Source organism: Methylobacterium sp. P5_C11, assembly GCF_054049775.1.
In genome coordinates this window covers 1-26,619 of the sequence record NZ_JBFULS010000040.1, presented here as the reverse complement: position 1 = coordinate 26,619, position 26,619 = coordinate 1, and the positions used below count along the sequence as shown (strand labels likewise).

Sequence of the window (26,619 nt, the reverse complement as noted above, 5' to 3'; positions counted from 1 at the left end):
TGTCCCGCGCCGTCGCGATCTGCGCGCGACGGGCTGGGCGAGACAGAGCGGATGCAGTGACCGGGATCAGGGATGCGGCGGCGATCCTCGCCGAGCGGCTCCACGCCTTCCGGAGCCTGGGCGACAATTGCGAGTTCGGGTTCGTGCAGCGCTACGGCGGCGTCGAGCCCTCCGGCCTGCTGCGCTTCTCCTACACGCCGATGGAAGACCTGATCCGCGGCCTGCGCTGCGGGTTCTCGGATTTCGGCGTGCCGGGCGACCTGCGGCTCTCCGTGAGCGCGGGCGGCACCTATTACTGTCACAGCTGCGCCTACAACATCTGGGCGAATACCGGGCACCCGGCCGGCTCGATCGCCCCGGAGCTGCTGCTGGAGCGGGAATACGGCCGGCTGGCCCATCTCAAGGGCAAGCTGCTGGACGACCTCGCCGACGGCTCGAAGATCCTGGTGCGCAAGGTCGGCCGCGACGAGGCCGAGGCCGACTTCGCCCGCTTGGCCGAGGCGGTCTGGGCGCACGGGCCCTCGACGCTGCTGCGCGTCACCGAGGCCGGACCGGACTGGCGTCCGGAGCCGGCCCGGCGCGTCGCCGACCGCCTGATCGCGGGACGGGTCCGCCGGTTCGCGCCGGTGGAGCAGGCCTGGGAGGTCGACCTCGAACCCTGGATGCACCTCGTGGACGGCGCCTACGCGCTCGTGCGCGGGGCGGCGCCGAGCCGCCTCGACGCCACAGCCTTCCCGCAGGCGCTGGCGCTGCCGGGCCGCCTGCGCCGCCATGTCGGCCGCCACCGGGAGGAAGCGCTGAGCGCCTACACCCGGGCGGTCGACCCGGCCGGCTTCCGAAGCGAGGCGGTCCACGTGTTCTCGAGCTGGGTGTGGATCCCGGAGGATTTTTCCGGGACGCGGGTCTTCGCGGCGGCCGGCTACGCGCGGCTCGGCTGGCGGGATGCGGACCTGTCGCAGCGCGGCTGCTGGCAGCGCGTCTGGGCCGCGGGGCGGCTGCGGCCCGAGGCAACGCGCGAGCCCGTCGGGCTTGGCATGATCGGCACCAACCGGGACGCGTTCTGGTCCGCCGGGGCGCGCTTCGCCGAAGGACCGATTCCGGGGGATGAGCCCGCGCCGGCGTTGCGGATGCCGCCCGCCCGCTTCCCGGGCCGGGATCTCCTCGGCCGGCTGCGGCCGCGGTTCCTGTAGCATCGTCGGCGCCGGGTCCCGACATCGACCCGGCGGGACCGTCCACACGCCCACGGGACACCGACGAGGGAGCGTCCGGGCAAAGTGGACGATCGACTCAGCGAAGATGGTCTCCCGTAAAAACCTACCCCTCGTCGGCTCGACCGCAGGATTTACGCCTGCGTTCAGGGGAAAAATCGACGCATTCATTTTCTTGATCTTGACTTCACATCGAATAAAACTTGGCCTCCTCCGCTGTCGCGCAAACCATCTGGCCGGCCTCATGCGTGTCCCGTCCCGCCGCCTCGTCCTGGCAGGCACCCTGAGCCTTGTTGTCGGGGGGGCGGCCCGTGCGGCCGGGCCGCCCCTGCGCGTCGTGGCATCCTCGGTGCCCCATGCGGAGATCCTGCGCTTCGTGAGCGAGACCCTTGCCCCCGGCTTTCCCCTGACGATCATCGAGATCAGCGGTGACCTGCGGCCGAACGCGCTGCTGCGCGACGGCGATGCCGACGCCAACTTCTTCCAGCACGTGCCCTACCTGCGGGCCGAGGAAGCCGCGCTGGGGATCCGTTTCGCCGTGGTGGCCACGGTGCATGTCGAGCCCCTCGGGCTCTATAGTCGACGCGCCAAGGCGCTGGCCGACCTGCCCAAGGGAGGCGTCATCGCCCTTCCGAACAACGTGTCGAACGCGAGCCGGAGCCTGAAGCTGCTCCAGGAGAACGGCCTGATCCGCCTGCGGCCGGGCGGGGAGGGGATCCTGGCGACAACCGACGACATCGCCGAGAACCCGAAGGCGTTCCGCTTCGTCGAGATCGACGCGGCGCAGGTGCCGCGCTCCCTCGACGACGTGGCGCTCGCGGTGATCAACGGCAACTCCGCGCTGGAGGCGGGGTTGGCGCCGGCCCGGGACGCCCTGGCGCTGGAACGGGCGGACGGCAATCCGTACGCGAACGTCCTCGTCACCACGGAGGTGCTGGCACGCGATCCGCGCATCCTGCGCCTCGTCGACCTCCTGACTTCGGCCGAGGTCGCGGGCTTCATCCGGACGCGCTATCGCGGCTCCGTGGTGCCGGTCCGCGCCTGACCGGACGTCCTGTCCGCACCCAGGACCCGGGCCGGGGTCCGGCCGGCCGGCGTTTCGGTCCTGCGTCGGGTCGACCGCCCGGGGCAGCAGCCGTCAGACAGGGCAGGGGGAGCCTGCCTCGGGTGACAGCGCGGTGGCGCGCAGGCGCCCTCACCCGCGCGGTCGTCGTCCACCTCTCCCACCGTCACGTCCGGTCCATCGCGATCGCCAGGCTCTCGATAGTGCGCGCGAGGCCCGACGGGCGCCCGCGTCACGCATTGCGGCCGCCGCTCCGCACGAGGGTCTTCAGGACCCGTCGGCACCCGTCCCGGCCCGTACGCCGGTGATCTGCCGGATCCGCCGCGGCAGGTCGCGAACGAGGGCGGTCCTCCTGTAGGGCGCCATCTTCCGCCACGCGCGGATCTCCAGGACCGTGCGGCCGCAACCGAGGCACCAGCCGGTGCGCCCGTCCCACTGGCAAACCCCGATGCAGGGGTCGTCCTTCTTCATGTTAGGGCTCCGCACGTCACGAGGACCATCAACCGCTCGACACATATAGGGTACCCCCCTATATATCACGACGACGAGGAAGCCCCCGATGGCCCACACGATCAAGGACAAGACCAAGCTCCTGGCGCGGGTGCGCCGGATCAAGGGACAGGCGGAAGCCGTCGAGCGGGCTCTGGAGGCCGAGCTCGGCTGCGCCGACGTCCTGATGCTGGTCGCCTCGATGCGCGGGGCCATCAACGGGCTGACCGCCGAGCTGATGGAAGACCACATCCGCCACCACGTCGTGAACCCGGACGTCGAGCCGGACGCCGAGCGCGCCCGGGGCGCGGCCGAGCTGATCGAGGTGGTGCGGACCTACCTCAAGTGACGAGATCCCATGACCTCCTTGCCTGACCTGCTGCAGCAGGGGACCGCGCATGCGTGGCTGTTCGTGCCGAGCGCGATCCTGCTCGGCGCCTTGCACGGCCTGGAGCCGGGCCACGCGAAGACGATGATGGCCGCCTTCATCATCGCGGTCCGGGGCACGGTGACGCAGGCGGTGCTGCTGGGGCTCGCGGCCACGCTCTCGCACACGGCGGTCGTGTGGGTGATCGCGCTGGGCGGGCAGTACGTCGGCCAGGAATGGGGCGGCGCGGCGAGCGAGCCGTACTTCCAGCTCGCCTCCGCGGTCGCCATCGTCGGCATCGCGCTCTGGATGGCGTGGCGCACCTGGCGCGCGCAGCACCACGACCATCACCACCATCACGACGAGGCGAGACGCGTCGCGACCGAAGCCGGAATCCTGACGCTGGAACTGTTCGAGGACGGCGTGCCGCCGCGCTGGCGGGTGCGGGCGGAGGGGGGCGCGCTGCCGGCCCCCGGGACCATGACCGTCGAGACGGTCCGGCCCGATGGCGGCCGGCAGACGTTCGCCTTCGCGAACGGGGGCGACGTCCTGGAGAGCCTGGAGACCGTCCCCGAGCCGCACGCCTTCACGGCGCGCCTGCACCTGAAGGGGCCGGCCGGCGCCGAGACCCATGAGGTTGCCTTCGCAGAGCACGACCACGACCATGGACACATGAACCTGGGCGACGAGGACGACGCCCATGCCAGGGCGCATGCCCAGGACATCCGCCGCCGCTTCGCGGGCCGGCCGGTGACGACCGGTCAGATCGTCCTGTTCGGCCTGACCGGCGGCCTGATCCCGTGCCCGGCGGCCATCACGGTCCTGCTCCTCTGCATCCAGCTCAAGCAGTTCAGCCTGGGATTCGCGCTCGTCGTCTGCTTCAGCATCGGCTTGGCGCTCACGATGGTCTCGGCCGGCGTCATCGCGGCGCTCAGCGTCAGGCACGTCGCCTCGCGCTGGTCCGGATTCGGCGGTTTCGCCCGCCAGGCGCCCTACGCCTCGGCCGCCCTGATCGTCCTGGTCGGCCTCTACACGGGCTGGCTCGGCTGGGAAGGCCTCCATCATCCCGCGGCCACACAGGCAGAGAGCGCGTCGAGCTGGGCCGGTTGACCGACAGTCCTCCGCGACGGCAGGATCTCCGGCATCGCCCCGCCGGCGCGCGGCCGAGAGCCTGCCGAACCCGGTGCGCACGACCTTTGCCCTGTTCCTCGCGCCGGGTTATCCGCGACCTTGGTCACATGGAACACCAGGATCTCCTGGCTGGCTTCGTCCGGCTGCACATCCTCCACCACGCGGCCGAGGGCGACCTCTACGGCCAGTGGATGATCGCGGAACTGGGCCGGCACGGCTACACGCTCAGCGCCGGGACCCTCTACCCGATGCTGCACGCCATGGAGCGCCGGGGGTACCTGACCTCACGGATGGAACGGGCCGGCCGCAGCCAGCGGCGGATCTACCGCGCGACGGTATTGGGCTGCGAGGCCCTCGCCCTGGCGCGCGAGCGGATGCGCGAGCTGTTCCACGAGGTGCTGCCGCGCGAGGAACCCGACCGGCGGGGCACCTCGAATCCCTGACCGTCGCCGTCGCGCGCGACGGGACAGGTCTCGTCCTTCGCCCGGTCCGCCGACCCCGAGGTCGCCGATCGGCCTGCGCCGGTGCCCGACCTCGGACAGGTCGGCATCGGCCCGCTCGGAAGCCGCCTCCCGGTCGGAGTCGGGACTGCGTGCCGCCCCCGGCCCGCGACCTGGCCCGCAATCCCCGTCATCGCAGGCCTCGAGCCCCGGCCGGATCGGGCAAGGCGGACTGGATCCTGGCGGCGGGGCCGGTCAGAGCAGGGCCAGGGCGACGCCGCCCAGGGCCGTGAGCGCGACGACGATCCACGGCGGGACCCGACCGACCGTGAGCAGCACGAAGGCCAGCACGGCCACCGCGACATCGCGGGGGTTGCCGACGGCACTGGTCCAGACGGGCTCGTAGAGCGCGGAACCGAGGATGCCGACCACCGCCGCATTGGTGCCGCGCATGGCCGCCTGGGCCATCGGACGCGTCCGGAACGCGTCCCAGTAGGGCAGCATGCCGTAGACCAGCAGCAGCCCCGGGAGAAAGATCGCCACGAGCGCGATGGCCGAACCGACCGCCCCGTGGGGTGCCGGCCCGGCGACGGCCCCGAGATAGGCCGCGAAGGTGAACAGCGGGCCGGGCACGGCCTGGGCGGCGCCGTAGCCGGCGAGGAAGGTGCCGGGGCCGACCCAGCCCGGGGCGACCACCTCGGCCTGCAGCAGCGGCAGCACCACGTGGCCGCCGCCGAACACCAGGGCGCCGGAGCGATAGAAGGCGTCGAACAGGGCCAGGGACTGGGCGTGCAGGCCGGCGGCGAGGAGGTGAGGCACGACGAGGAGCAGGGCGAAGGCGATCAGCGCCGCAGCCCCTGCCCGACGGGACACCGGGAACGCGAGGTGCCCGGCTTGACCCGGCGGCGCCGCGCGGCAGAGGGCGAGGCCGGCGACGGCCCCGAGGACGATGGCCGCGAGCTGCCCGACCGAGCCGGCCACGAACACGGTGAGGAACAGCGCCGCCACCGCGATGCCGGCGCGCGGCCGGTCCGGCGCCAGGGAGCGGGCCATGCCCCACACCGCCTGCGCGACCACGGCGACGGCGACGAGCTTCAGGCCGTGGATCGCGCCGTCGGCGACCGGGCCGGACAGCGCGGCGGCTCCGTACGCGAAGGCGAGCAGCAGCAGGGCCGACGGGAGGGTGAACCCGGCCCAGGCGGCGAGCCCGCCGAGAAGCCCGCCACCCCGCAGGACGCCCAGCGAGAAGCCGACCTGACTGGAAGCCGGCCCGGGCAGGAACTGGCAGAGCGCCACCAGGTCGGCGTAGGCGCGCTCGTCCAGCCACCGCCGCCGGGTGACCAGCGCGTCGCGGAAGTAGCCGAGATGCGCGATGGGGCCGCCGAACGCGGTCAGGCCCAGCTTGAGGAAGGCGAGGAACACCTCGCCGACGGAGCCGGCAGGGCCAGCCGACGCCTCGTCGGCACGCCGCGTCTCAGCGGTCGGGGGAGCATCGGCCATGGTCCGTCTCGGTCCGTCTCGGCAGGCGGAGGGGGGTTCGCGGACGTCCAGGGTTCGGCGTCCCTCGCAGGACGGCCTCCCCCGGCGCCCCATCGAGCACCGGTCCGTCATGCTGTCGCAGCCGCCTGGATCGGTGAGCCTTCCTGCGGTATCGGGTTTCGATATCGAGGACGAGGGGCCGGGACAAGGCGCCCTCGCAGGCCCGTCCCGCCCCCGTCGCGACAAGGACGCCACCATGCCCGTCCGCATGCCTCACCCGGACCGTCGCCAGGTCCTTGGCCAAGTCCTTGGCCAGGTCCTTGGCGCTAGCGGAGCCGCGACGCTCGGCCTCGCGCTCCCGTCGTCCTCCGGCCACGCCGCGGAGGCGGGCGCGGACCACACCATCCGGATCGCGCCGGTCTCGCACGAGATCGCCCCCGGCAAGGTCATCCGGACGACGGCCTATAACGGCGCCGTCCCGGGGCCGGTCCTGCGCCTGAAGGAGAATGAGCCGGTCCGCATCAACGTCGTCAACGACAGCGGCTATCCCAACCTCGTCCACTGGCACGGGTTGCACCTCCCGCCCGAGCAGGACGGCGCGATCGAGGAAGGCTCGCCCATCATCGCGCCGGGCGGGTCGCTGGTCTACGCCTTCACGCCGAAGCCCTCCGGTACGCGCTGGTACCACAGCCACGCCATGGCCATGGAGGACCTGACGAAGAGCACCTACTCGGGCGAGTTCGGCTTCCTGATCGTGGAGCCGGCGGCGGGCGACCCCGGCCGCTACGACCGCGAGGTGCTCCTGGCATCCCACACCTGGGAAGGCCACTGGGTCAGCATGCAGGACATGAGGAAGGGGCCGCCGCCGGACAACGGCCTGGAGGCGATGTACCGCTCGGCGACRCTGGGCGACCGGATGCTCGGCCACGGCGAGCCCGTCCGGGTCCGCGAGGGCGAGCGGGTGCTGTTCCGCATCCTCAACGCCAACGCGAGCATGGGCATCTCCCTCGCCCTGCCGGGCCACCGCTTCCAGGTCATCGCGCTCGACGGCAACCCGGTGCCGGTCCAGGCCGCCGTCGAGGTGCTCAAGCTCGACGTGGCGGAGCGCGCCGACGTCATCGTCGCGATGAACAACCCCGGCGTCTGGGTGCTCGGCTCGACCAAGGACGACGCGCGCGGCATGGGCATGGGCGTGGTCGTCGAATACGCGAACCGGCAGGGCGAGCCGCACTGGATCAGGCCACAGCGGGACGACTGGCGCTATGCCGCCTTCGCCCGGGCCGGGGCGGCGGCCGCGCCGGACGAGACCATCGCCCTGCGGTTCGAGAAGATCCCCGGGGGCCGCGGCGGCTACAACCGATGGACGATCAACGGCAAGTCCTGGCCCGACACCGATCCGCTGTTCACGGTGCAACGGGGCAAGCGCTACCGCCTGGTCATGGACAACCATAGCGGCGACGAGCACCCGGTGCACATCCACCGCCACACGTTCGAGGTGACCAAGGTCGGCGACCAGCCCATGTCGGGGCTGATGAAGGACACGATCAGCCTGCCGCGCTTCTCGAAGGCGGAGGTCGACTTCGTCGCCGACGACCCCGGCGCGACCTTCTTCCACTGCCACCACCAGGACCACATGGACGAGGGCTTCGCAGGGCTGATCCGCTACGCGTGAGGCCGGCGAACCTGGGCGCGGCGCCGCCGGGGAACGCGGCAGCCCGGATCCTCGGGACTCCACGCGTTCGGAGGGCTTGACCTTCCCACGGTGGGAAGCCCCATCTTGTCGGGACGTCATCCGAAGGAGAGCGTCATGATCCGCTTCAAGGTCGACACGATGGAGTGCGGCGGCTGCGCCAAGGCCGTGACCCGCGCCGTCGAGGCCATCGAGCCCGGCGCCCGGGTGACGGTCGACCTGGAGACCAAGCGCGTGACCGTGTCGGGCGCTGTCGGAACGGCCGAGAGGATCGCCCACGCGATCGCGTCGGCCGGCTACCCGGCGGAGCCCCTGCGCGCGGCGGCCTGAGGCTGCGGGCCGGAAACCTAACCTCCCCGTCCGCATTCACGTCCCACGCGCGGACATGGTCCCGACACCCGAACCGGTATAATCCTGACCCCATGAGCCCCGACCGGCAGATCCTGCGCCTGATGGCGGCGATGATCCTCGCGATCATCGCCTACGTCGCGCCGTCCGCCGTCCAGGCCCACGAGGGCCACGCGCACCACGGCCATCCCGTGGCGGCGCAGCCGAAGGCCGTCACGGCGGCCGCCGACACCGTGGTTGTGCCGGCGAAGCCCGCATTCCGGGCCGAGGCGCCCGCGTGGTCCAGGGTCGCGCGCGCCACCGCCGAGGCGGCGCGCATCGAGCCGACCGAGGACGGTTGCTGCCGCCCGGGCTGCAAGACCCGCTGCTGCGGGACGATGGCCTGCTGCGCCACCGCAATCCTCACCGGACCCCATGGCCTCTCGCCGTCCCTGTTCCGGACCGTCACGCTGATCCCGCGCGACGTCGCCGGCCGCGCCGGCCGCGGCCCCGAGACCCTGCCAGAGCCCCCACGAACCCGCGCGTGAGATGAGGCGCGCCTGAGGCGCGCGAGGCCCGAGGTGCGCCCGCCCGTGGCCGCGCCCGGCATCCCCACCGCGAGGATACCGTTCCCATGCCGATCCGTCCTGCCGCCGCCCTCGGCGCGGTGGCGCTGCTGGCCGCCGTGCTGGCCGAGCCCGCGCGCGCCCACGAGGGCCACGACCACGGCGCCGGCCAGCCGCCCGTCTCGAAGACCATCGCCCCGCGCGGCGAGGCCCTCACCGACGCCTTCGAACTCGTCGCCGTCCCGCGCGACGGTACCCTGACCCTGTTCCTCGACCGCTTCCGGACGAACGAGCCGGTGACCGGTGCGACGCTCGAGGTCGAGACGCCGGAGGGTCCGAGGACCGCCACTGCCACGCCCGAGGGCGGCTACGCGCTGCCGGCCCCGTGGCTGTCCAAGCCCGGGCGGCACGCGTTCACCGCCACCGTCACGGTGGGCGGGGACGTCGACGTCCTCGCGGTCTCGGTCACCGTTCCGGACGGGAAGGCGACGATGGGAGGCGCCCCGGCGACGCCCGCGTCGATACAGTCCGTGACGTCGCGCGTCTCGACAATCGCCCGCCGCGTCCGCGAGCGCCTCGGCGCGAAGGACCCGACCCTGGTCGGCGCGGTCGCCGTCGCCTTCCTGCTCGGCATGCTCGTGACCGGGCTCGCCCGGGGGCGCCGTAGCGTCCCGGCGGTGGCGCTCGCCGCCCTCGGCATCACCCTCGTGCTGGGCACCGCCGCCTTCGCGCACGACGACGCGGATCACGGCGCCCCCGTGCAGGGGGCCGCTCTGACCGGGCCGCGTCAGGGCGCGCCCGCCTCGTCGGACCTGGCGCAGCGCCTGCCCGACGGCTCGGTCTTCGTGCCCAAGCCCACCCAGCGCCTGCTCGTCCTGCGAACGGTCATGACCGAGCAGGGCCGTTTCCACCGCTCGGTCGCGCTGCCCGGCCGCATCATCCCCGACCCCAACGCCAGCGGCGTCGTGCAGTCCTCGGTCGGCGGCCGCCTGTCGCCGCCGCCCTCCGGGCTGTTCCCTCGCCTCGGCACGCGGGTGCGCAAGGGCGAGGTTCTGGCCACGGTCACCCCGCCGATCCAGGCCGTCGACGTCTCCGACATGCGCCAGACCCAAGGGGACCTCGATCAGCAGATCGCCATCGTCGAGCGCCGGGTCGACCGGTACAAGCGCCTCGCCCTGACGGGGGCCGTGGCCCAGACCCAGCTCGACGACGCCCAGGCCGAACTCAAGGGCCTTCAGGACCGGCGCGCGGCCCTCGACAAGATCCGGCAGCAGCCGGAGCCGCTTGTCGCGCCGGTCGACGGGGTTGTGGCCCAGGCCGCGGCGGTGGCGGGCCAGATGGCCAGCCCCGGGCAGATGGTCTTCCAGATCGTCGATCCGGCCCGCCTCTGGGTCGAGGCACTGAGCTTCGACGCCCTCACGCCCGCGCAGGACGCCACGGCGCGGCTCGCCGACGGCCGCACCCTCAAGCTCGCCTACCAGGGTTCGGGCCTCGCCGACCGCAACCAGGCCATCCCGGTGCAGTTCGCGATCCAGGGCGACGCCTCGGGCCTGCGGGTCGGGCAGCTCGTCACCGTGCTCGCCGGCACCGACCGCGAGCAGGCCGGGCTGGCGCTGCCGCGCGCGGCGGTCGTGCGCGCCGGCAACGGGCAGGACGTCGTCTACGAGCACACCACCGCCGAGCGCTTCGAGGCGCGACCCGTCCGCGTCGAGCCGCTGGACGGCGGCCGGGTGCTGGTCGCCGAGGGGGTCGGACCGGGCAGGCGGATCGTGACCCAGGGCGCCGAGCTCCTCGACCAGGTGCGCTGAGGAGGCCCCCGATGTTCACGTTCCTCGTCGGCCAGTCGGTCCGCAACCGCCTGCTCGTGCTCGCGCTCGCCGCGGTGCTGGTGTTCTACGGCGCCTTCGCCGCCACCAAGCTGCCGGTCGACGTCTTCCCTGACCTCAACAAGCCGACCGTCACCATCATGACGGAGGCCGAAGGGTATGCCCCCCAGGAGGTCGAGCAGCTCGTGACCTACCCCATCGAGACCCGGATGAACGGCCTCCCCGGGGTGAACCGGGTGCGCTCGGTCTCGGGCGTGGGGCTGTCCATCACCTACGTCGAGTTCGACTGGGGCACGGACATCTACCGCAACCGCCAGCAGGTCGCCGAGCGACTGGCGCTGGTGCAGGATCAGCTGCCTCGGGGCGTGACCCCGGTCATGGGGCCGATCTCCTCGATCATGGGCCAGATCCTGCTGGTGGCGGTCACGGGCGACACCGCGACCCCCATGCAGGTGCGCGAGATCGCGGACTTCACCATCCGCCCGCGGCTGCTGACCATTCCGGGCGTCGCGCAGGTCATCCCCATCGGCGGCGAGGTGCGCCAGTTCCGGGTCAGCCCGAACCCGGCGGCGATGCGCGCGCTCGGCGTGACCAACGCGCAGCTCGAGACCGCGCTCGCGCAGTTCGGCACCAACGCCGGCGGCGGCTTCACCGACCAGAACGCCCGCGAGTACCTGATCCGGAACATCGGCCGGACCATGAGCCTCGACGACCTGCGCAACCTCGTGGTCGCGACGGTCAAGGACGCGCCGGTCTACCTGCGCCAGATCGCCGACGTGTCGTTCGCCGCCAAGGCGAAGCGCGGCGACGCCGGCTACAGGGCCAAGCCCGCGGTCATCGTCTCGGTCGAGAAGCAGCCCGGCGTCGACACGGTGCGGCTGACCCGCAGCATCGAGACAGCGCTGAAGGAGCTGAACCCGAGCCTGCCCGGCGGCATCAAGGCCGACCAGGTCCTGTTCCGCCAGGCCGACTTCATCGAGACCTCGATCCGCAACGTCGAGCGCGTCCTCGTCGAGGCCGTGCTGGTGGTGGCCGTGGTGCTGTTCGCCTTCCTGCTGAACGTGCGCACCACGGCGATCTCGCTGCTGGCCATCCCGGTCTCGGTGCTGACGACGGCCGTGGCGTTCTACCTGTTCGGGCTGTCCATCAACACCATGACGCTCGGGGGGCTGGCCATCGCCATCGGCGAACTCGTCGACGACGCGGTGGTCGACGTCGAGAACATCTATCGGAGGCTCGGCGAGAACCGGCGAGCGGGCAACCCGCGCTCGGTCTTCGAGGTGGTGGTCTCGGCCTCGAACGAGGTGCGCTCCGGCATCGTCTACGCGACGCTGATCATCATCCTGGTGTTCGTGCCGCTCTTCGCGCTCTCGGGCATCGAGGGTCGGCTCTTCGCCCCACTCGGGCAGGCGTACATCATTTCCATCCTGGCGAGCCTGCTCACCTCCATCACCCTGACCCCGGTGCTGGCGTCCCTGCTGCTGCCGGGCCTGAAGAACCTGGAGGAGCACGACAGCCGCCTTCTCAAGCTGCTCAAGCGGGGCAACGCCGCCCTGCTGCAGATCGCGTTCCGGCACCAGGCCCTGCTGGTCGGGACCGTCGCGGCGGCAGTGGTTGCGGCCGGTATCGCCGCCTGGAACCTGCCCCGGGCCTTCCTGCCGCCGTTCAACGAGGGCTCCTTCACGGTCAACATGACCTTCAACCCGGGCATCTCGCTCGCCGAGAGCAACCGGGTCGGCCTGATCGCGGAGAAGCTGCTGCTGGAGATCCCCGGCGTGAAGGCGGTCGGCCGCCGCACCGGCCGGGCCGAGTTCGACGAGCATGCCGAGGGCGTCCATTCCTCGGAGATCGAGGTGGCCCTCGACGAGGGCGCGAGGCGCCCGAAGGCGGCGCTGGTCGCCGACATCCGCGGGCGCCTCGCGGCCCTGCCGGTGGCGGTCAACGTCGGCCAGCCGATCGCGCACCGGCTCGACCACATGCTGTCAGGCGTACGCGCCGAGATCGCCCTCAAGGTGTACGGGGAGGACCTCGACGCCCTGCGGCGGGTGGCCAACGCCCTGCGCGACCGGATGGCCGCGATCCCGGGACTCACCGACCTGCAGGTCGAGCGGCAGGTGCGCATCCCGCAGCTTGAGGTCCGCGTCGACTACACCCGGGCGGCCCTCTACGGGGTCCAGCCGGCCGCAGTCGTCGACCAGATCAGCCGCCTCTCGAACGGGCGCGTGCTCTCGACGGTGGTCGATGGCGTGCGCCGCTTCGACGTGGTGCTGCGCCTGTCCGAGGACCGCCGGACCACCGCGGGCCTGGGCGACCTGCTACTGGAGACGCCCTCGGGCTGGGTGCCGGCGCGCCAGGTGGCCGACATCCGCGAGACGGACGGCCCGAACCAGATCCTGCGCGAGAACACCCGGCGGCGCATCGTGGTGCAGGCCAACACGGACGGCGGGAGCGACATGGCCACCGTCGTGGCAGCCATCCGCGAGGCGGTGGCGAAGGAGCCGCTGCCGCCGGGCTTCTTCACCAGCCTGGAGGGGACCTTCCAGGCCCAGGAGGAGGCGAGCCGGACCATCGCGCTGCTGTCCGGCCTGTCCCTGGCCCTCGTCTTCGCCATCCTGTTCAGCCGCTACAGGTCGGCGGCGCTCGCCCTCATCATCATGGGCAACGTGCCCCTCGCGCTGATCGGCTCGGTGGCGGCGCTGTGGCTGGTCGGGCAGCCACTGTCGGTGGCGTCGATGATCGGCTTCATCACGCTGACCGGCATCGCGGCGCGCAACGGCATCCTGAAGATCAGCCACTATCTGAACCTGTCGCTGCACGAGGGGGTGCCGTTCGGCGCCGACCTCGTGGTGCGCGGCAGCCTGGAGCGGCTGACCCCGGTGCTGATGACGGCGCTGTCGGCCGGCGTCGCCCTGGTGCCGCTGCTCTACGACGCGGCGAGCCCGGGCAAGGAGATCCTGCACCCGGTGGCGGTGACGATCTTCGGCGGGCTCGTCAGCGCGACGCTGCTCGACACCGTCCTGACCCCGGTCCTGTTCCTGCGCTTCGGCCGCAAGCCGCTGGAGCGGCTGCGCGCCCTCCACGCCGAGACGCCGGCCCACCCCTCCGCGGACGGCGCGCACCCGCGCCCGGCCGAGGCCTACTGACCCCAGAGGAGACGAGAGCGTGATCCTATCGAGAGTGACCCTGGCCGCCGGCCTGCTCGCCGCGACCGCCGCCTACGCCCACGAGACCGCCGGCCGGCACGGCGGCCGGGTGACCGACGCCGGCCTGTTCCACGTCGAGCTCGTCGCCAAGGGCGAGACCGTCGACGTGTTCCTGTCCGACGAGAGGCAGAGGCCGGTCCCCGCGGCCGGCTTCAAGGGGACCGCCATCCTCGTCGTCGGCGGCAAGCCGACCCGGGTCCCGCTGGAGCCCGCCGACGGCAACCGCCTCACCGGCAAGGCCGCGGCGGCGCTCGGCGACGGCCCCAAGGGCGCCGTGCAGCTCACCGGTCCGGACGGCGCGACCGCCAGCGGCAAGTTCAACTGAGTTCAACTGATCCCCACCGAGAGAGCAAGATCCATGACGCGCCTCCGCACCCTGTTCGCCGCCGCCCTGCTGTCGACCGGGCTGGCCGGCGCCGCCCTCGCGCAGGGCCTGCACGACCACGGCTCCCTGTCCGGCAAGGACACGGACTCGATGGGCTCGATGAAGCCGGACCCCAAGGACGACGCCTCGACCAAGGCGTTCAAGGCCGCCGACATGGCGATGATGAAGGACATGGACGTCCCCTACACCGGCGACGCCGACGTCGACTTCCGCACGCACATGATCCCGCACCACAAGGGTGCGGTCGCCATGGCCAAGGTTGCGCTGAAGCACGCCAAGGATCCGGCCACCAAGGCGATGGCGCAGACGATCATCGACGACCAGGAGAAGGAGATCGCGGACATGCAGGCGTGGCTCAAGCGGCACGGGAAGTAGCCGCCGTCGCCGGGACCACCGGCCAGCGAGGTCCCGGTCCGCTTCCCCGATGCAGCCCCCGTTCCCGCAGGAGACCGAGATGCAAGCCGCCCGGAAGGCCATCCTCTATCGGATGGTCACCCCCGAACACACCTGTCCCTACGGCCTGAAGGCCAAGGACCTCCTCGAACGCAAGGGCTTCGCGGTCGATGACCATTGGCTGACCACGCGCGAGGAGACAGACCGCTTCAAGGCCGAGCACCACGTCAAGTCGACGCCGCAGACCTTCATCGACGGCGCGCGCGTCGGTGGCTTCGACGATCTGCAGCGTCATTTCGGCAAGCCCGCCGGCGACCCGGACACGCCGACCTACACGCCCGTCATCGCGGTGTTCTCGATGACGGCGCTGATGGCCCTGGCGGCGAGTTACGCCGCCTACGGCACGCCGCTGACGGTGCGCGCGGCCGCGTGGTTCATCGCCTTCAGCATGTGCGTGCTCGCCCTCCTGAAGTTGCAGGACGTGGAGAGCTTCTCCTCGATGTTCCTGGGCTACGACCTGCTCGGCCAGCGCTGGGTGCGCTACGCCTACGCCTACCCGTTCCTCGAAGGCATCGCCGGCGTGCTGATGGTGGCTGGCGCCCTGAACTGGATCTCGATCCCGGTGGCCCTGTTCATCGGCTCGGTCGGGGCGGTCTCGGTGTTCAAGGCGGTCTACGTCGACAAGCGGGACATCACGTGTGCCTGCGTTGGCGGGTCGAGCAAGGTGCCGCTCGGCTTCGTCTCGCTCACCGAGAACGTGATGATGGTCGCCATGGCCGTCTGGATGCTGGCAATGCACCCTTGAGTGCCGCCTTCGCCACCCGGGCTGGCTCCACGCCCTCTCCGTCGCGTTCCTCCTGCCAGGGGCTGCCGGCTCGCTCCTGCTGTCGGTGCAGGCGATCCGCCACCCGCAGCACATGGCGGTGGTGAACGTCATCTGGCCGGTCTGCGCCTTATTGGAACGTTGGCTGACAGCCGGGGCAGGGGCCTTCGGTCGGTTCATCCGCCCCCCGCAGCATGACCGAGCCTTACGACCGCCGCCGGTGTCAGATTATGCCGGGGCGCGTGTCGGAAGACCTCGGCTGGGTGCCAGGATAGGGCGGGGCAGGGATGGGCCAACCCGCCCCAAGCGTCTGGAAAGGCGTCCGTTTCCGGTTCTGCGAAAAGGCGGCGGGCCGCCGCGGACCTCGGCGGCCGGAAGCGGAACCTGACGCCGGCCCAGGCGGCGCGCGCCGCGACCTGCGGGACGTCCATCATGGCACGCCTCCGCGTTCGCCCCGCCGACGCCTGTAAAGTGCCGGCGTGGCGTCCCCGCCGAACACCTTCCACGCCTTCACCTGACGGAGAAGGAGATGGGGCAGGGCGGGGCGGCCACGTTTCCGGAAGGCCGGCTCGGCCTGTCGCTGCAGCACGGCCACCGGGTCGCGCTGGAGACGGCGCACCACGCCGACAGGTCCGGAGCCGAGGCCGATCCTGCAGCCCTCCCCGGCGAACGTGCGGATGCGGTGGCCGATTCCCTGGGGCGCTTCTCGTACCGGCCGTCCTCCGAGACGCGCGGCCGGGTCTCGGAGCGGCCCGACCGGGACGACGCAGGTTCGCTCGACCGCTTGCGCCTGAAGCAAGCCGAGGCCATGGCATCGGCCCTGGCCAGGCACGCAGAGGCTGCAGCCGACGGTGCGAAGGATGCTCTGCCTTCCTTCGGCGGATGCGGCCGTGAGGCCCGCGGTCACCCGCCTGCGGAGCGCCAGCGAGCGCTTTGCAGCGGGGAGGGCGGACAGGGTGCCGTTTTGCGGGGGTGGCCAGGGCCGTTTTCAATCCGGGCACGACAGCCCTCGTCCGGTCCCGAGCCCGCACCGGGAATTCGCATAAGATATATTATGGAACTCAAGCCTCGAAACGGGCCGGGCGAGGGGGCCGGCATGCCAAGCGGCCCGATGGATAGCAGGGATCCTGGCCGGATCTGTGGCCAACCCCGCCGGCGCGGCCGATCTCGGTGCCGGAAGGCGTCTCCAGGGAGACCGGGCGAGGGCGGTGCGAGCCCCCTCCCCGTTCCCGCGCCTCCGACGGCCTGCGGACGCGCTGTGGGAAGAGACGCTGTCAGGCGTCGGGACCGGGCGTCCGGCGCTCGCCCAGGATCCGGCCGTCGCGGGTGCGACACTCGATCTGCTCCGACATGCGGCCCGGTCGGACGCGGACGGCCGCGGGTCGGGTCAGGGTCTCGGCGTGCTCCAGGAAACCTGCGGCGGTCATCGGCGCGTCACGCCCGCCGCCGAGCCCCCGCCACCAGGACACCGCCTTCTCCCGCTCGTAGCCCCTGCGCTCCGGCCGCAGGCGCACGCGCCAGCGGGCCTGCGCGACCCCGTCCCGCCAGCCGAGCACGAGGTCGACCCCGTCCGGCGCGGCTTCCAGGTTCAGGGCCGTGACCGGATGCCAGGCCGCCCCGTGCCCGCCGGTCTCCGGCGCGGGGGCAGGGCCGGCCGGTTCGAAATCCGGCAATCCGGGGTCGGCCGAGAGGATCGCCAGCTCGTCGTCGGCCGCGGCCTCGTGCGGAGCCTCCGCGTCCGCGTCCGTCTCCGGCTCGGTCCAGCAGGCCTCGCAGGTGGAGGCGTTCAGCGCGATCAGGGCTCCGCAGCCGGGGCAGGGCTTGGCGCGCGAGGCCCCTGCCCCGCCCAAGCCCTGGGTGGCGCTCCGGACGGTCACGGCGTCCACGGGACCGTGCATCCGCACCAGCCCGGCATAGTCGAGGATCAGGGCGTCGGCCTTGCCGGGGGCGCAGCGGAGCGCCCGGCCGACCTGCTGCACGTAGAGCCCGGTGCTGCGGGTCGGGCGCAGCAGCGCCACCAAGTCGACCTCGGGCACGTTGAAGCCGGTCCCGAGCACGCCCACCGAGGTCAGGCAGCGGATCTGTCCCGCCCGGAACGCCGCAACGATCCGGTCGCGCACCCGGCGCGGCGTCTCGCCCGAGACGGTCTCGCAGGCATAGCCTTCCGCCCGCACGGCGTCGCGCACGGCCTCCGCGTGGGCGAGGCCCGCGCAGAAGGCGAGCCAGGCCCGGCGCCCGCATCCGTACTCCGCGAGCTCCGCCACCGCCGCGCGGGTGATCCAGTCGCGGTTGACCGCCGCCTCCAGTTCCCCCGGGATGTAGTCGCCCCCGCGCCGGCCGACCCCCGAGACGTCGAGCTGGGTCAGGGTCGCCTTGGAGACGAGGGGCGCCAGGAAGCCCCGCCGGATCAGCGTGAACGTGTCGGCCTCGTAGGCGATGCCGGAGAACAGCCGGTGCTCGCCTTCGTCGAGGCGGCCCGAATCGAGCCGGTACGGGGTCGCGGTGAAGCCCGCCACGCGCAGCCCGGGGGTCCGCGCCCGCAGGCCCGACAGGAACCGGCCGTAGCGGGTGTCGGCGGCGCGGGGGATCAGGTGGGCCTCGTCGACGATCACGAGATCGCGCGGGCCCACCGCGTCGAGCCGGTCGGCCACCGACTGGATGCCGCAGACCAGCACCTGCGCGTCGGCCTCCCGCCGCCCGAGCCCGGCGGAGAAGATCCCGGCCGGCGCCTCCGGCCAGGCGCGGGTCAGTTCCGAGAAGTTCTGGGCGACCAGCTCGCGGCTGTGGGTGACGATCGCCACCCGGGCGAGGGGGTTTTCCGCCAGGGTCTCCCGGGCGAGGGCCGCGATCACGAGCGCCTTACCGGCGCCGGTAGGCAGCACGATCAGGTGGCCGGGCGCCGACGCGTCCGCCCCTCCCCGCCCCCAAGCGGCCGAGAGCGCGTCGAGGCTGGCGCGCTGGTAGTCCCGCAGGCGCAGCATGGCCGCGGTCTAAGCGGGTTCGCCGGCCCTGTCCGTGGCGGCGCGGTCACGGCGCAGCAGGTAGATGTCCATGATCCAGCCGTGGCGGGCGCGGGCCTCCGCACGGACCCGGCGGATCCCGTCGCCCACGTCGCCCAGCCGGCCGGCGAGCAGGATCTCGTCCGGGCCGCCGAGATAGGCGCCCCAGTAGATCGTCAGGTCCGGGTCGAGATGGCCGAAGGCCGGTTCGCCGTCGAGCATCACCACGACGCTCTCCACGTCCACCGGCCAGCCCGCCGCGAGGCGCCGGCCGGTGGTGATCAGCACCGACCCGCCGATGCCGTTCAGCGGCACGCCGTGGCGGGCGGCGAGCACCTGCACGCTCGTCAGGCCGGGGATCACCCTGCGGGTGAACGCGACGCGCCCGCGGGCGGCGATGCGGTCGAGGATGCGGAGCACGCTGTCGTAGAGGGCGGGGTCGCCCCAGGCCAGGATCGCCCCCACCTCCCCCGGCCGGAGATCCGCCGCGAAGGCCGCCTCCAGGCGCTCGGCCCGGGCCGCGTGCCAGGCCGCGACGGTGCCGCCGTAATCGGCCGGGCGGCGCTCCCGGGGCGGGTCCTCGACCGTGACGACCCGATGGGGCTTCGCGATATGGGCCGCGCAGATCCGGCGGCGGATCTCGACGAGATCGGCGGTCTCGGCGCGCTTGTCGAGCACGAACACCGCGTCGACGTCGGCGAGCGCCCGCACCGCCTGAAGGGTCAGGTGCTCGGGATCGCCGGTGCCGATGCCGATGACCCGGATCTGCCTGTCCTGCATGCGTGGCCGTCCTCCGCCGGTGCGGGGGAGGGCCGGCGCCGGCCTCCCCTACCTGCGCGCGTCGGCTTTGGCGAGGATCGCCCGGGCGATGGTCAGGTCCTGCAGGGCGATGCCGGAGGAATCGAACACGGTGATCGCCTCCGGATCGGTCCGGCCCCCCTCCCCGCTCCGGAGCACGTCGCCGAGCGCCCGCAGGCCGGCCAGGGCGCCCGCGGAGGCGTGCTGGAACTCGCCGATGGCGCGCGACTGCTCCGGCAGGTCGCAGAACAGGGCCGCCCGCTCCAGCAGGGCGGGGGGCAGCTCCTGCTTGCCCTTCGCATCCGCCCCCATGGCGGCAACATGCGTGCCGGGGCGGACCCAGGCGGCCTCGAACAGCGGCGCGCGGGCGGGCGTCGCCGTGACGATCACGTCGGCGGCCGCGCAGGCCTCCCGGGGCGCGGCCGCCCGCACGTCGAGCCCGGACGCCCCCTGCCCCGCCAGGCGCTCACCGAGCCCCGCGACCTTGGCGGCGTCCCGGGCGACGACCAGGACCGTCCGGATCGGCAGGATCCGGGCCAGCGCCGCGCACTCGAACTCGGCCTGGTTGCCGGCCCCGAACACCGCCAGCACCGCCGAATCCGGCCGCGCCAGGACACTGGCCGCCACAGCGTCGGCGGCGGCGGTCCGGTAGGCGTTGACGCGGCCCGCCTCGATCACCGTGTCGACCCGGCCGACAGCCTGGTCGAACAGCAGGATCACCGAATTGTGCCGGGGCAGGCCCCGGTCGGGGTTGCCGGGCCAGAACGAGCCGACCTTCAGGCCGGCATAGTCGGCCGTCGCGCCCGACTTGATCGAGAACCGGTTGGTCGGCTCCGAGCCGTGGCCGAGCACCGCCGGGAACAGGGTGGTCCCCGGCGCCACCGCGGCGATCAGCGCCTCCCGGGCCGCCGCGAACGCCATGGCGTGATCGACCAGGGCGGCGGATTCCTCTTCCGCGATGAAGCGCATGACGTGACGATCTCCAAAGTCATGGTTTCAAAAGGTCGAGACCCTTTGCGGGTGTCGGGCAGAGCCCGATGTAGGGGCGCCGCCCCGACACCCCGGCGAAGGGCCAGAGCCCTTCGGAAACCCCTACAGGGTCATGCCGCGGGCGGTGACCGGCCAGATCGCTTCGACGCGGCCGTTCCGCACGCCCACGTACCAATCGTAGACGTTGACCGTCGGGTCGCAATGGCCGGGGATCAGCTTCAGGCGCTCGTTGAGCCTCAGCACGTTGCCGGGATCGCTGATCACCCCGTGCTCGTCCGAGCACTTGATGTACGCGACGTCCTCCCGGCCGAAGACCACCGGCAGGCCGCTGTCGATGCTCTGCGCCTTCAGGCCGGCGTCGCAGATCGCGACGTCCGCCTTCGCCTTGCTCATGATCGCCGTGTAGATGAACAGGCTGTTCTCGAACTCCGCGATCGGCCGCCCGTCCGCGTCCTTCACCCGCTGGTAGTCGGCGTCCATGAAGACGTAGGAGCCGCATTGCAGCTCGTTGTAGACGCCGCTGCCGCCCTCCAGGGCGAAGCTGCCGGTCCCGGCGCCCGCGACGATGTCGCAGGTGAGCCCCTCGGCCTTCAGGAGGTCGACGGTGCGCCGCGTCTCGTCGATCGCCGTCTGGATCAGGGCCTTGCGCTCGCCGTAGTCGCGCACGTGCTGCGCCTTGCCCTGATAGGCCTGCAGGCCCGCGAAGCTGAGGCCCGGCGCCGCCGCGATCTTCTTCGCGATCGCGACTGCTGGCTCGCCCGGCGCGACGCCGCAGCGGCCGGCGCCGACGTCGATCTCCACGAGGCACTCGAGGGTGACGCCGAACTTGACCGCCGCCGCCGAGAGGTCGTCGACATTGCCGAGGTCGTCGACGCAGACCAGTACCCGCGCCCGGGTGGCGAGCGCCGCGAGGCGCTCGATCTTCTTCGGCGCCACAACCTGGTTGGAGACCAGCACGTCGCGGATGCCGGCGCTCACCAGCGCCTCGGCCTCGCTCACCTTCTGGCAGCAGACGCCGCAGGCCCCGCCCCGCTCGATCTGCATCACGGCGATGTCGGACGACTTGTGGGTCTTGGCATGCGCCCGGTGGCGCAGGCCGTGCTCCGTCATGAAGCGGCCGAGCCTGTCGATGTTGCGCTCGAGGGCGTCGAGGTCGACCATCAGGCAGGGGGTATCCACCTCCTCGACCGGCATCCCGACGCTGGCGGGGATGTTGTTGCGCATGGTGTGTCCTCCTGATCGCGTGTCAGCGGGCGTGGGTCACGGGGCGAGGCCCAGCAGTTCGGCGATGCGCGGCGTCGCCTTGATGCCGGTGCCGGTGAGCACCACCACGGTGGTCTCGTCGGGCCGGATCGCTCCGCGCGCGGTGAGATCGGTGAGCGCCGCCGTCGCCATGGCGCAGGTGGGCTCGACGTAGAGGCCCGAGCGGGCGAGCTCCATCAGGGCCGCCTCGATGGCTTCCTCGGAGACCGCCACGGTGCCGCCGCCGGAGCGGCGGAGCGCCGCCAGCACCTCCCGGCCGCGCACCGGCTGGGCGATCGAGGCGCCCTCCGCCAGCGTCGGGCGCGGGGTGACCGGCACGAAATCGGAGGCGCCGGCCTCGAACCCGGCATGCAGGGGCGCGCAATGGGCCGGCTGGACCGCGTAGAGCCGCGGCAGGCGGGCGATCGCGCCCCGGCGCAGCAGCTCCGAGAAGCCGATGTCGCAGCCGAGGATGTTGCTGCCGGCGCCACACGGGATGATGACGGCGTCGGGCGCGGCAAAACCCAGATCCTCCCACAGCTCGTAGGCGAGGGTCTTGGTGCCCTGGAGGAAATGGGCCTGCCAGTTGTGGCTGGCGTAGAAGATCGACTCCGCTTGGCCGACCGCGGCGTCCGCGGTGTCCTGGCGGGTGCCGGGCACCAGCTCGACCGCGGCGCCGGCGGCGCGCATCTGCACGGTCTTGGCCGGCGAGGTCGAGGCCGGGACCAGGATCTTGGCCCGCATCCCGGCGGCGGCCGCGTAGGTCGCCACCGCGGCGCCGCCGTTCCCGGAGGAATCCTCCAGCACCGCGTCGATCCCCTGCTGACGCAGGATCGACAGCATCACGGAGGCACCCCGGTCCTTGAAGCTGCCCGAGGGCGCGAACCATTCGAGCTTGAAATGGGCGTGGCCGCCCCGCCAGGGCCGGCGCACCAGCGGGGTGCAGCCCTCCCCGAGCGAGACCGGATCGGCCACCACCACCGGCAGCGCGGCGGCGTAGCGCCAGAGGGAGCGGGTGCCGGTGTCGATCTCGGCCCGGCCGATCCCCGGCAGGTCGGTGATCATCAGCGGACCGCCCGTCTCGGAACGCCAGCGCGGCGTCTCGATCGGGTAGGTCGCGCCGGTGGCGGGGTCGAGATAGGCCGGGGACAGGGACATCGCGGCTCGGTTTCCGGGGCGGCTCGGGAAGATAATACAAAATAATCTTGAGCGGCGCGCCTCCCTTCTCGGGGCAGGGACGGCGCGCCGCGATCCGGACTGGGGCGGCCGAGGCCCCCCTCGTCAGGGCTAAGCCCTGACGACCCGCCGAAGGCCCGGCGCCCTTCGGAACCCGGGATCCTCAGGCCGCGAGCGGCAGGACCGCCGGCTCCGGGGCGTGCTCGGCGGCGATCGCCCCAGCGACGATCTCGGCGGTGGCGCCCGCCAGGGTCCAGCCGAGATGGCCGTGGCCGGTGTTGTAGAAGACGCCGGGCCGGCGGCCGCGGCCGACCTTGGGCAGCATGTTCGGCAGCATCGGGCGCAGGCCGCTCCAGGCCACCACCCGGTCGGTGTCGACGCGCGGGAACTRCTCCCGGGTCCAGTCGACCAGCGGCTGGATCCGGTCGTGGCGGATGTCGCGGTTGAAGCCGTTGAACTCGGCGGTGCCGGCGACCCGCAGGCGCGCGTCGCCGAGCCGGCTGGTGACGATCTTGGCCGCCTCGTCGAGGATGCTCACCTCGGGGGCCGCCCGCTGCGCCTCCGGGGTCAGCAGGTTCACGGTGATCGAGTAGCCCTTCACCGGGTAGACGTTCACCCGGTCCCCGAGCATCGCGGCGAAATGCCGGCTGGCGCAGCCCGCGCAGATCACCACCGCGTCGGCCCGCAGGATCCGCAGCGCCCCGGCAGGATGGCCCGCTTCACGCCAGCGGACGGCGTAGCCCCCCTCCCCCGGCGCGATCGTCGCGACGTCGGCGTCCTGGACGAAGCGGACGCCCTTGCGGGCGCAGGCGGAAGCCAGCCCCCGGGTGAACTTGTGGATGTCGCCGGTGGCATCGGAGGGCGTGAAGAAGCCGCCGTGGTAGGTCCCGGAGAGCGTCGGCTCGATCGCCCGGATCTCCTCCGGGGTCACGGCGTAGCGCTCGAGGCCGCCCTCCCGCAGCAGGGCGTTGACGCCGACCGCCTTCTCGAAGCCCGCCCGGTCCCGGTAGAAATGCAGGATGCCGCGGGTCTTCAGGTCGAAGTCGATCCCCTCGGCCCCGGCCATGGCGAACAGGGCCTCCCGGGCCTTCAGCGCCAGCCGCACGGTCTCCACGGTGTTCTCCCGGTAATGGGCGATCTCGCGGACGAACTCGGCCATCCAGGTCAGCTTGTGCCAGGAGGGCTTGGGATTCATCAGAAGCGGCGCGTCGCGGCGCATCATCCAGCGCAGGCCCTGCATCACCGTGGAGGGCTTGTTCCAGACCTCTGCGTTGCAGGCCGAGAGCTGGCCGCCATTGGCGAAGGAGGTCTCCATGGCGGCGTAGCGCTGCCGGTCGAGGACGGTGACGCGGTAGCCGCGCTGGGCGAGGGCGTAGGCGGTCGTCACGCCGGTGATGCCGGCGCCGATCACGGCGATGTGGGTCATGGGATTGGACTCCGGGACGTGGACGCGTGGAGGCCGTCCGCGAGCGGTCGGCCGGTTGCGCGCCCCATCTGTCCCGGTGCCTGAGAGTTTGATCCGGCCCAGCCCTGGCGAGGCGAAGCACGGACGTCCCCTTCGGCGGGTGCCCACGGGCACGCCCGCTGCACCACTCTCCAGATCGCCCTGACGACACGGTTCCGGTGCCTGAGAGTTTCCGGGGCGGTTGCTCCGTCGGCGCCGGGTCCCCTCTGTTGGGAAGATCCCGGTCTCTCCCGCATCGTCGCGATGGGCTGATCCTCCGATACGCCGATTCGGCCCCGGAGGAGAAGCCCGCAGGCCGGGCCGGCGTCCGATTCCACGGACAGCGGATGCGGGATGTCACCGGCCGGGCGCGATCCGGGCCGCCGTCGGTCGACGAAGGCGTGCCGCGGGCACCCGATGCGGACCGGGCTGGCGACCTGAGCCAGTACGGTGCGCGATCGCCGCCGATCCGAGAGGTTGATTTACACTCTATAAACCCAGCAATCCAGATTTTCGCTCCCTGAATACAGAAAAATTCGGGTCGACACTGTGCGACCGGGATCTTTTAAGAGTCTCAGCCTAGGCAAGGTCCGAGCGACACAGTTCTGGTTCAGGCAGGCGGCGCGATGGCGAAGTGGATACCCGGCGCGGCCGTTTTCGGCCTCCTGTGCCTGATGATCATCCCGGCCCCCGGGATCTGGGGGGTCCTGATCGGGGCCGTCTGCGTGCTGGCCATCATCGGCAGCCTGTGCATGTTCCTCTTGGATCGGGCCGCGACCGGCATCCTCACCTGGCGCGAGCGGATGCGGGCACAACGCCTGAGCCGGTCTCGGGCGGTTCATGCCGGGTCCGGAATGACCCGGAAGGTCTGAGCGCCGGGGCTGGATTCCCGGTGGCATCGGTGCAAGGTCCCGGCGCCACGATCAACCGGGACGGTCCGATGAAGCTGCTCTACTCCCCCGCCTCCCCCTACGCCCGCAAGGTTCTGGTCCTCGCCCACGAGACCGGGCTGATCGACCGGATCGCCGTCACGGCCGCCGGGGCGTCGCCGACCGGACCTTCCCCCGAGGTCGCCGCCCACAACCCGCTGGGCAAGATCCCCGCGCTGGTCCTGGAGGACGGCACCGCCCTCTACGACAGCCGGGTGATCTGCGAGTATCTCGACGGCCTCTCGGCCGGCCCGCACCTGTTCCCCCAGGGCGCCGCCCGCTGGGACGCGCTGACCCGGCAGGCGCTCGCCGACGGCCTGCTCGATGCGGCGTTGCTCACCCGCTACGAGCGCGTGCTGCGCCCCGAGCCCCAGCGCTGGGACGCCTGGGAGGCCGGCCAGATCGGCAAGATCCGGTCGGCGCTGGACCGGTTCGAGGCCCTGGTCGCCGGCATGCCGGCGCTGGATATCGGCGCGGTCGCGATGGCCTGCGCCCTCGGCTACCTGGATCTGCGCTTCCCCGACCTCGCGTGGCGGGAGGGCCGTCCGGCGGTCGCGGCATGGTACGCGGATTTCGAGCGCCGCCCCTCGATGGAAGCCACCGTGCCGAAGGCCTGAGAACCTGCCCCCCCGGGGCTCGGCTACGGCCGAGCCCGATCGGCGATCGCGTAGGGATGCGTGGAGCCGAGGGGTTCGGCCAGGAAGTCCTGGACCGTGCCGGCCCCCGTGCCGAACGTGATGAGCAGGAAGCCGCCCGCCAGCGCGATGTTCTTCAGGAAGTCCCAGAACAGTTCGCGACCCTTGCCGCCGACCCAGAAATCCCCCGGCCGCCAGAACCGCTTCCACAGCAGGGCCGTGAGGCCGCAATAGCCGGCGAGCACGAACGCGGCGGCCCGGTCGGCGGTCCCCGTCAGGATGCAGAGCGACATCCCGATCTCGACGCAGAGCCCGACCAGGATCAGCGCCGTCGCGGGCGCGGTGGCGTGCACGGCCTCCCGCGCCTGCCCGACCGCGCCCCTGAAGTTCAGGATCTTGTCGAGGGCGCTGAACGGCAGGAACAGCAGCACGAGGAGCAGGCGGACGCCGAACGCGATCGCGACGCTGAGGCTGGCCATGCGCAGAATCGACCCCGATCCGGCCCGGTTCGAGCCGCTGATCCAAGCCGCGAGCGGCGCAAAGGTTTCGTCCGCGACAGCCCCTCGGCCACCGATTCCCGGCACACGGCGCACGATACCCGGACCGGACCCAGACAGCGCGCCCTATTTCTTCGGACGTAGGTTGCATGCAGGCAACAGAGGATGGATTGACGGAATATAGTACGTCGTATTTTATTTCCTCATTCTCACAAGTGCATCTCGATCGTTTGTATTCTAATATCAGAGATTTAAACATTATTAAGACTTCTTGTGCCTTCACTCAGAAATTCGAACTTCGAATCACGACTTGACAGAAGGCACCCTCGCGAACTCTGTAATCTCAAACGTTCCAGCGAGAGTCATCGCGTTCCATCTCCGACTCTCCCGATCCGACGGCACGTTACGGCCTCGAAATCGGATTTAACTGAGCGAACTGAGCATGAACATCGCGATCATCACACCATCACGGCTGAAGCCTTCGACCTTGGCCGGAAAGGCCGGCCAGTATTTCCTCCT

General features: G+C 71.9%; 24 protein-coding genes and 2 riboswitches. Of the genes, 15 read left to right on the top strand and 9 right to left on the bottom strand.

The genetic code is table 11. The features are described from left to right. Nucleotides 1–56 precede the first annotated feature (56 nt). Nucleotides 57–1,190 carry a hypothetical protein gene (locus ACXJKQ_RS19300; RefSeq protein WP_457107338.1) on the top strand — a complete coding sequence of 378 codons (1,134 nt, stop codon included), beginning with the start codon at nucleotides 57–59 and terminating at the stop codon, nucleotides 1,188–1,190. Between the two features lie 262 nt (nucleotides 1,191–1,452). Continuing rightward, nucleotides 1,453–2,253 (top strand): MetQ/NlpA family ABC transporter substrate-binding protein, encoded by an 801-nt coding sequence (locus ACXJKQ_RS19295; protein ID WP_457107337.1) that lies wholly within the window; start codon nucleotides 1,453–1,455, stop codon nucleotides 2,251–2,253. A gap of 285 nt (nucleotides 2,254–2,538) precedes the next feature. On the opposite strand, the gene ACXJKQ_RS19290 is transcribed toward ACXJKQ_RS19295, so the two are convergent. Then, nucleotides 2,539–2,742 (bottom strand): DUF1289 domain-containing protein, encoded by a 204-nt coding sequence (locus ACXJKQ_RS19290; RefSeq protein WP_457107336.1) that lies wholly within the window; start codon nucleotides 2,740–2,742, stop codon nucleotides 2,539–2,541. Nucleotides 2,743–2,830: 88 nt separating this feature from the next. Here ACXJKQ_RS19290 and ACXJKQ_RS19285 point away from each other — a divergent pair, with 88 nt between their 5' ends. From ACXJKQ_RS19285 to ACXJKQ_RS19275, 3 genes are all read left to right on the top strand, one after another. Further along, on the top strand, nucleotides 2,831–3,109 hold the full coding sequence (locus ACXJKQ_RS19285) for a metal/formaldehyde-sensitive transcriptional repressor (protein WP_457107335.1): 279 nt from the start codon (nucleotides 2,831–2,833) through the stop codon (nucleotides 3,107–3,109). Nucleotides 3,110–3,118: 9 nt separating this feature from the next. Beyond that, nucleotides 3,119–4,237 carry a nickel/cobalt efflux transporter gene (locus tag ACXJKQ_RS19280; protein ID WP_457107334.1) on the top strand — a complete coding sequence of 373 codons (1,119 nt, stop codon included), beginning with the start codon at nucleotides 3,119–3,121 and terminating at the stop codon, nucleotides 4,235–4,237. A gap of 128 nt (nucleotides 4,238–4,365) precedes the next feature. Continuing rightward, entirely contained in the window at nucleotides 4,366–4,701 is a 336-nt protein-coding gene (locus ACXJKQ_RS19275; RefSeq protein ID WP_457107333.1) for a PadR family transcriptional regulator, read from the top strand. A 252-nt stretch (nucleotides 4,702–4,953) separates the two neighbouring features. Here the strand turns inward: ACXJKQ_RS19275 and chrA are convergent, their stop codons facing one another. Beyond that, nucleotides 4,954–6,198, bottom strand: coding sequence for a chromate efflux transporter (chrA, locus tag ACXJKQ_RS19270; protein ID WP_457107332.1), 1,245 nt, complete (start codon nucleotides 6,196–6,198; stop codon nucleotides 4,954–4,956). 235 nt (nucleotides 6,199–6,433) lie between these two features. Between chrA and ACXJKQ_RS19265 the strand changes: the two genes are divergently transcribed. From ACXJKQ_RS19265 to ACXJKQ_RS19230, 8 genes are all read left to right on the top strand, one after another. Further along, nucleotides 6,434–7,849: a multicopper oxidase family protein gene (locus tag ACXJKQ_RS19265; RefSeq protein WP_457107331.1), complete on the top strand. Its 1,416-nt coding sequence runs from the start codon at nucleotides 6,434–6,436 to the stop codon at nucleotides 7,847–7,849. A gap of 135 nt (nucleotides 7,850–7,984) precedes the next feature. Continuing rightward, on the top strand, nucleotides 7,985–8,197 hold the full coding sequence (locus tag ACXJKQ_RS19260) for a heavy-metal-associated domain-containing protein (RefSeq protein WP_457107330.1): 213 nt from the start codon (nucleotides 7,985–7,987) through the stop codon (nucleotides 8,195–8,197). A gap of 92 nt (nucleotides 8,198–8,289) precedes the next feature. Next, entirely contained in the window at nucleotides 8,290–8,742 is a 453-nt protein-coding gene (locus ACXJKQ_RS19255) for a hypothetical protein (RefSeq protein WP_457107329.1), read from the top strand. Between the two features lie 86 nt (nucleotides 8,743–8,828). Further along, nucleotides 8,829–10,568: an efflux RND transporter periplasmic adaptor subunit gene (locus ACXJKQ_RS19250; protein ID WP_457107328.1), complete on the top strand. Its 1,740-nt coding sequence runs from the start codon at nucleotides 8,829–8,831 to the stop codon at nucleotides 10,566–10,568. 11 nt (nucleotides 10,569–10,579) lie between these two features. Next, a complete protein-coding gene (locus tag ACXJKQ_RS19245; RefSeq protein ID WP_457107327.1) occupies nucleotides 10,580–13,729 on the top strand; it encodes an efflux RND transporter permease subunit in 3,150 nt (1,049 codons plus the stop codon). Nucleotides 13,730–13,748: 19 nt separating this feature from the next. Continuing rightward, complete coding sequence (locus tag ACXJKQ_RS19240; protein ID WP_457107326.1) at nucleotides 13,749–14,114, top strand: hypothetical protein; 366 nt, start codon at nucleotides 13,749–13,751, stop codon at nucleotides 14,112–14,114. Nucleotides 14,115–14,147: 33 nt separating this feature from the next. Beyond that, nucleotides 14,148–14,549, top strand: a complete 402-nt coding sequence (gene copM / locus ACXJKQ_RS19235; RefSeq protein ID WP_457107325.1) for a CopM family metallochaperone — start codon at nucleotides 14,148–14,150, stop codon at nucleotides 14,547–14,549. A gap of 79 nt (nucleotides 14,550–14,628) precedes the next feature. Continuing rightward, nucleotides 14,629–15,372: a MauE/DoxX family redox-associated membrane protein gene (locus tag ACXJKQ_RS19230; RefSeq protein WP_457107324.1), complete on the top strand. Its 744-nt coding sequence runs from the start codon at nucleotides 14,629–14,631 to the stop codon at nucleotides 15,370–15,372. Nucleotides 15,373–16,664: 1,292 nt separating this feature from the next. On the opposite strand, the gene ACXJKQ_RS19225 is transcribed toward ACXJKQ_RS19230, so the two are convergent. From ACXJKQ_RS19225 to ACXJKQ_RS19200, 6 genes are all read right to left on the bottom strand, one after another. Next, nucleotides 16,665–18,371, bottom strand: a complete 1,707-nt coding sequence (locus ACXJKQ_RS19225) for a DEAD/DEAH box helicase (RefSeq protein ID WP_457107323.1) — start codon at nucleotides 18,369–18,371, stop codon at nucleotides 16,665–16,667. A gap of 9 nt (nucleotides 18,372–18,380) precedes the next feature. Then, nucleotides 18,381–19,169: a precorrin-6A synthase (deacetylating) gene (gene cobF, locus ACXJKQ_RS19220; protein WP_457107322.1), complete on the bottom strand. Its 789-nt coding sequence runs from the start codon at nucleotides 19,167–19,169 to the stop codon at nucleotides 18,381–18,383. A 48-nt stretch (nucleotides 19,170–19,217) separates the two neighbouring features. After that, entirely contained in the window at nucleotides 19,218–20,156 is a 939-nt protein-coding gene (locus ACXJKQ_RS19215; protein WP_457107321.1) for an ornithine cyclodeaminase family protein, read from the bottom strand. 123 nt (nucleotides 20,157–20,279) lie between these two features. After that, the gene (locus ACXJKQ_RS19210) at nucleotides 20,280–21,401 is read right to left on the bottom strand and encodes a DSD1 family PLP-dependent enzyme (protein ID WP_457107320.1); all 1,122 of its coding nucleotides are present in this window, start codon (nucleotides 21,399–21,401) and stop codon (nucleotides 20,280–20,282) included. A gap of 36 nt (nucleotides 21,402–21,437) precedes the next feature. Beyond that, complete coding sequence (locus tag ACXJKQ_RS19205; RefSeq protein WP_457107319.1) at nucleotides 21,438–22,577, bottom strand: threonine synthase; 1,140 nt, start codon at nucleotides 22,575–22,577, stop codon at nucleotides 21,438–21,440. A 181-nt stretch (nucleotides 22,578–22,758) separates the two neighbouring features. Next, nucleotides 22,759–24,021, bottom strand: a complete 1,263-nt coding sequence (locus tag ACXJKQ_RS19200) for a D-amino acid dehydrogenase (protein WP_457107318.1) — start codon at nucleotides 24,019–24,021, stop codon at nucleotides 22,759–22,761. 66 nt (nucleotides 24,022–24,087) lie between these two features. Next, nucleotides 24,088–24,197: riboswitch (glycine riboswitch) on the bottom strand. Nucleotides 24,198–24,200: 3 nt separating this feature from the next. Continuing rightward, nucleotides 24,201–24,303: riboswitch (glycine riboswitch) on the bottom strand. Nucleotides 24,304–24,665: 362 nt separating this feature from the next. Here ACXJKQ_RS19200 and ACXJKQ_RS19195 point away from each other — a divergent pair. Together ACXJKQ_RS19195 and ACXJKQ_RS19190 are read left to right on the top strand one after the other, a co-directional pair. Continuing rightward, on the top strand, nucleotides 24,666–24,911 hold the full coding sequence (locus ACXJKQ_RS19195) for a hypothetical protein (protein WP_457107317.1): 246 nt from the start codon (nucleotides 24,666–24,668) through the stop codon (nucleotides 24,909–24,911). 68 nt (nucleotides 24,912–24,979) lie between these two features. Further along, nucleotides 24,980–25,585, top strand: coding sequence for a glutathione S-transferase (locus ACXJKQ_RS19190; protein ID WP_457107353.1), 606 nt, complete (start codon nucleotides 24,980–24,982; stop codon nucleotides 25,583–25,585). 23 nt (nucleotides 25,586–25,608) lie between these two features. Here the strand turns inward: ACXJKQ_RS19190 and ACXJKQ_RS19185 are convergent, their stop codons facing one another. Then, on the bottom strand, nucleotides 25,609–26,082 hold the full coding sequence (locus tag ACXJKQ_RS19185) for a DoxX family membrane protein (protein WP_457107316.1): 474 nt from the start codon (nucleotides 26,080–26,082) through the stop codon (nucleotides 25,609–25,611). Between the last annotated feature and the right edge of the window lie 537 nt (nucleotides 26,083–26,619).